This is a genomic window from Kitasatospora sp. NPDC024654, assembly GCF_055559155.1.
Genome location: NZ_JBVHLF010000191.1, coordinates 1 through 4,779 on the forward strand (window position 1 = coordinate 1; position 4,779 = coordinate 4,779).

Sequence of the window (4,779 nt, forward strand, 5' to 3'; positions counted from 1 at the left end):
CTGGGCCTGCCGGAGCTGATCGCCCTGCTGGTCGGCACCAGCACGACGATGGAGCACCTCGGGACCGACGTGTCGGCCCGAGAACGGATCTTCGAGGTGGTCTTCGACGGGCTGCGGCCGCGCTGAACCGGCGGCGTGTCGGCATCCCCCGGCCTTGTGCAACGGAGCACGGCTCAGCCCGCCATTGCGAGCATCGGCGGCGCCCGACTGACCCCTTGGAATCGATCATCTAGCTCATCAGGGAATGAGCTGACTGCTACCCACGTTGGTACAGCCAACTTGACTTGTCCACATAAACAGCGACATCGTGTTCGGCCTGCTCACCTTGGCCGGGTTCACCTACGCCCCGCAGCTGGCGGACCTGCCAGACCAGAAGATGTGGCGCATCGACCGCACCGCCGACTATGGTCCCTTCCAGGACGCGGCCCGCGGCCGGATCGACCTGGCGCGGATCGAGCGGCACCGGGAGGGCGTGCCGCGGATCACCGGCTCGATCCACACCGGCGCGGTGCGGGCCTACGACGTGATCCGGATGCTCTCCCGCGACGGCCGCCCCACCCAGCTCGGCGACGCCATCGCGCACCACGGCCGGATCGCCAAGACCCTGCGCATCCTGTGCCTGGCCGACGGGCCGTCCTACCGGCGCCAGATCAAGGCCCAGGCCAACCTGGAGGAGGGCCGCCACGCACTCGCCCGGAAGATCTTCCACGGCCGCGCCGGTCAGCTGTACCAGAACTACCAGGACGGCATGGAAGACCAGATCGGCGCGCTCAGCGTCCTCCTCAACGCCCTGGTGCTCTTCAACACCCGCTACATGGACGCCACCTTGGCCCGCCTGCGGGCCGACGGCTTCGACGTCCGCGTCCAGGACGTCGCCCGCCTGTCCCCGTTCGTGCGAGGCCACGTCAACATGCTCGGCCGGTACTCCTCCCAGCCGCCCGAGATACCCGGCGACCTGCGCCCCCTGCGCGACCCTGACGCCGGAACCGAGGCGACCTGCGCCCCCTGCGCGACCCTGACGCCGGAACCGAGGCGACCTGACCGACCGAGCGGTCACCGCGTCGGCACAGCTCGACGATCTCGGCCTTGAACTCCGGAGTGAACGAGCGGCGAGGGCGTGGCTTCTTCTTCCCCATGCTCTCCATGATGGACATCATCCTCACCAGGGCCGAAGCCCCTGATCAGGGGTGTCCGTCAAAGCGGATCGAGCCCACGGAGAGCGGTTGCCCAGGCCGGGCGAGGGCTCGACCAGGTGGTGCGCGGCGGTACCGTGCGGGCGATCGTCCGGGTTCGGGGCGGGCAAGGTGCTCCTCGAGGTCGCCTTCCGTCAGGAGTGCCCGGCCGGCTCGGCGCCCGGATGCACTCGGGGGGCCGACGCGCTCGTGTTGGAGGAGCTGGCGCGGCAGGATCGCTCCTCGACGTCGACGACCGTCACCCCGGCTGCGGTCCATACCCGCGCGAGCTCGGCACCGTAGACACCGGTGCCCATCCGGCGGCATCAGCTGGGCCACCGGCCTGCCCACACCGCCTGACAGGTCGAAAAGGCCCGTCGGATGAGCCGATGGACCGTCATGAAAGGTCGAGGCTAGGCCAATGCGGCGATGCCCCGGCGGTGCGCCACGGGACACTCCGATGTCGCCCTTAAGAATGAAAATCCATCCGACGGATAATCCTAAAGGAGCGTTATGCAGACCCGTGTGACAGACAGGCTTCTGGTCGGTCTGACCTCATGTGCTCTCGCCCTGGGCACAGGAGGTTCGGCGTACGCGGTGGACGTCGCGAATTCCCAGCCGGTTTCCGCCTCAGCCACTACCCGGCAGCCCACCGACGGTACTGCGAGACCATCCGGATCCGAGGGGCCACCACCGGCCGAGACGCACGCCCGAACAGAGCAACCGCGGTCGGAAGTGCCCACCCGGTCAGGGCAGTCACAGTCTCGGTCGTCGGAGCCGGGCGGGCTCCCTGCCGAGCCAAAGGCACCGGCGCAGGACACGACCCCACAGACCGCGCCGGAGAAGACCACCACCGAAGCCACATCCCGGCAGTCCGCCGATGGGACCGCGAGACCGCCCGAAGTCGACGGGACACCACAGGCTGAAATGCCCGCCCGAACAGAGCGACCGCAGTCGGAAGCGCCCACCCGGTCAGGGCAGTCACAGTCGCAGTCGTCGGAGCCGGGCGGGCCCCCTGCCGAGCCAAAGACACCGGCGCAGGACACGACCCCACAGACCGCGCCGGAGAAGACCACCACCGAAGCCACATCCCGGGACCACGGTAGACATGACGAGACCGGGCAGCAGGGGGAGTACGGCCACCACGGCGAGTACGGAGACTTGGGTGGGCATGCTGACCACTACGACGCCGACTACGGGGATCATGTAGATCACGGTGACGGGCGCTGCGGACACGAGGAACGCGGGTACTGCGAGCCGACGTGGGGAGCAGGTCAGCAGGTGGTGGTGAACCCGGTGCAGGACGCCCATGTCCACGTTGAGGTCAACGTCGAGAACCAGCAGAAGGAAGCCTCCGATCAGGCCGCGGTACATGGCTCGAAGCCGTCACGGGGTTCCCACGGGGGGCATGGGACGGGTGAGGCGAGGCCGTCCTCGGGTGGCTGGGGTCACGGTGGCGAGGGCGACGGGGGTCACGGTGGCGGGGGTGGCTGGGGTCACGGTGGCGGGGGTGGCTGGGGTCACGGTGGCGGGGGTGGCTGGGGTCACGGTGGCGGGGGCGACGGGGATCACGCCGGCGGGGGTAGCTGGGAACACGCCGGCGGGGGTAGCTGGGAACACGGTGGCGGGGGTGGCTGGGAACACGGTGGCGGGGGCGACGGGGGTCACGCCGGCGGGGGTGGCTGGGGTCACGGTGGTGGGGGTGGCTGGGAACACGGCGGTGGGGATGAATGGAAGCACCCGCATGGCGGTGTCCACACGGGCGGTGGCGGTGGTGCGCGCATGCTCTCCTCATCGGGCATCGGTCAAGGGCTCGGCGGTGCTTTCGCTCAGACGGGGGGAAAGAGCGAACACGTGAAGGCTCCGGGGGATGTCGAGCAACGGCCCGCCGACACCCACACGGTTGCTACCGGCCTCACCTCCTCCGGCATCGGTCTGGTCAACGGCATGGCTCTGTTCGCCGGCGGAGTCGCCCTCGGTGCCAGCGCGCTACGCCGCAGATCAGCGACACGAAACACGAACTGATCGCCGTGGACGTAGGCCTCCATGATGACCGCGTGCAGGACCTGGTCGATCCGGCGGCGCTGCTCCAGCAGCACCGGGGAGAAGCTCCCCGGCCGTAGTTCGAGGATGGCCAGGTCCAGGTCGCCGGCCTGGCTGGTCAGCGTCCCGTCCCGGCGCCCGTTGCGAAACGCGGTGCGCGTCTCGGCGTGCTCGTTCCACTCCGCGTCGATCCGGGCCGTGGCCTCGGCCTCGACCAGTTCCTGAAGGTTCCGCTCGACCACGCCGCGGACGAGTTCGAGCCCATCGGCCGAACGTAGTGGCTCCAGCAGGCGGATCTCATGCCGGGGCAGCGCCACCGTGCGCTCCCCTCGTTGAACTAGCAGTTCGCCGAGGGGAGTTGCATGGTGGTTGACCCATACTCAGGGAGAGTGAGGCTCCCATGGGTGTGCGCGCCTGGAGCGAGCCCGCGCACACCTCAACCGTGATCGGCTACACCATGCAGCAGGACGCCATCTCAGCCGATACCGCAGCAAGATCGCGGGACCAAAACCCGTTGGCGTGCTGGCAGTGGGCAAACGCCGGGAAGCCATGGGGGGACTTTTGTCCGAACTCTGCCCTGCCGGGGGCGTCTACTGCGAGGAACGGCCAAGTAGGACGCGGCAGTCGACCTTGGCCAGGGGCCTGTGAGAAATCGGCACCGGAACCGCGCAACAGCGATGCTGCACGGCGTGCCCCTGCGGGCCTCCGGGCGGCTGCGCCGGCTTGACGACCTCTCCGCTGTCCTCCCTGCCGAACCTCGTGGTGGACTCTGCCGGTCAACCTCGCCCGTTCACGCGATCCGGTGAACCGGCGGACGGGGTGAGCCGGGCCGGCGGCGCCCAGCCGGTATACGGAAGACGGCCATCCCGGCCCAGCCGACCCCGGAGTGACAATGAACGCCACGAAGTACCTGACCACCCCACTCACCGCACTGACCCTCGGCACGACCCTGGTGCTGGGCACCATTACCCCGACCGCGGTAGCCGCCCCCGCCGCCATCCCCAGCGCACTGCACGCCGCACCGAAGGCCGCGGCCGACATCATCGAGCTCGCCAACAGCAGCAACGGCAGCACGATTCAGGCAGCGGCCGGTGACCAGATCGACGTCCGGCTCCACGGGGAGAGCGGTGACGGCATCACCCTGGCCTGGAGCGAGCCGCGCGCCAGCAACAGCGCCGTGCTGCACCGGACCTCGGGCGGCACCTCGTCGGACGGCAATGCCTGGGCCGCGTTCGGCGCGCAGGACACCGGCACCAGCCAGATCACCGCCTACCGACGCTGCATGCCCACCCCGGGCACCGTCTGCCCGAATCTCGTGCTTCTGTGGCGGGTCACCATCCAGGTGGGCTGACGCCAGAAGTTCCTCACGCTGGACGACGCCGCGCCCGGCCGGCGACAGCTCCCGACTTCAGTCACAATCACTCACCGTGAGGCCGGGCGCGGGCGTGGGGGGCTTCGCATTCGTGCGTGCTGTCAGACATCCCATGCCGTAGTGGTGTCAAGCGGCGATTGGGAGGGTTGCGTGGTGTGACCAGGCGGTGGCCTCGTCGTAGAGGGTGCGGGT

At 69.3% G+C, this 4,779-nt stretch carries 1 protein-coding gene and 2 pseudogenes; 2 read left to right on the forward strand and 1 reads right to left on the reverse strand.

The annotated features are described in order from the left end of the window. Nucleotides 1-298 precede the first annotated feature (298 nt). Nucleotides 299-982: pseudogene (locus ACZ38L_RS38475) on the forward strand (Tn3 family transposase); the annotation flags it as partial. 2,217 nt (nucleotides 983-3,199) lie between these two features. Here ACZ38L_RS38475 and ACZ38L_RS38480 read toward each other — a convergent pair. Further along, nucleotides 3,200-3,532, reverse strand: a pseudogene (locus ACZ38L_RS38480) (transposase); the annotation flags it as partial. 575 nt (nucleotides 3,533-4,107) lie between these two features. Here ACZ38L_RS38480 and ACZ38L_RS38485 point away from each other — a divergent pair. Further along, nucleotides 4,108-4,566 carry a hypothetical protein gene (locus ACZ38L_RS38485; RefSeq protein WP_465702630.1) on the forward strand — a complete coding sequence of 153 codons (459 nt, stop codon included), beginning with the start codon at nucleotides 4,108-4,110 and terminating at the stop codon, nucleotides 4,564-4,566. Nucleotides 4,567-4,779 lie beyond the last annotated feature (213 nt).

Coding starts and splice junctions, on each gene's coding strand:
- ACZ38L_RS38485 (WP_465702630.1), top strand. CDS start 4,108: ATGAACGCCACGAAGTACCTGACCACCCCACTCACCGCACTGACCCTC.